This window comes from Vibrio sp. 2033 (genome assembly GCF_033339735.1).
The window spans coordinates 1-602 of the sequence record NZ_JAWOVC010000560.1; the positions used below are offsets into that span (position 1 = coordinate 1).

The following is a 602-nucleotide window of genomic DNA, read 5'->3' on the forward strand; positions in this document are numbered from 1 at the left end:
TATAACAAGAATGAGTTCAAGTGATATGGGCGTGGTGGTTTATGCCCCTGCTTCAATTGGTAATGTTAGCGTAGGTTTTGACGTGCTGGGGGCGGCAGTGTCCCCAGTTGACGGCACTTTGTTGGGTGACCGAGTTCAAGTAAAAGCAGGGACTGAGCCGTTCAGTCTAAACACTGCTGGGCACTTTGTTTCGAAGTTACCAACCGATCCAAAAGAGAACATCGTTTACGATTGTTGGGTGGTGTTTGCTCGTGAACTGGATAAAAAAGGCATTGAGCTAAAACCACTTGAAATGACGCTAGAGAAAAACATGCCTATTGGTTCTGGTTTGGGCTCAAGTGCTTGTTCTATTGTGGCAGCGTTGGACGCGCTAAACCGATTCCACGACCAGCCTTTGAATGAAACGGAATTATTGGCTTTAATGGGTGAAATGGAAGGTAAAATTTCGGGTGGTATTCACTACGACAATGTTGCTCCATGTTACCTTGGTGGTGTTCAGTTGATGCTTGAAGAGCTGGGCATCATCAGCCAAGAAGTTCCTTGCTTTGACGAGTGGTATTGGGTGATGGCGTATCCAGGCATTAAAGTGTCGACGGCTGAAG

1 protein-coding gene is annotated in these 602 nt (G+C 46.5%); it reads left to right on the plus strand.

The features are described 5' to 3' along the window. Positions 1–25: 25 nt before the first annotated feature. Positions 26–602 (plus strand): homoserine kinase (gene thrB / locus R7P74_RS27790; protein ID WP_318123895.1); only part of this gene is annotated, 577 nt, incomplete at its 3' end.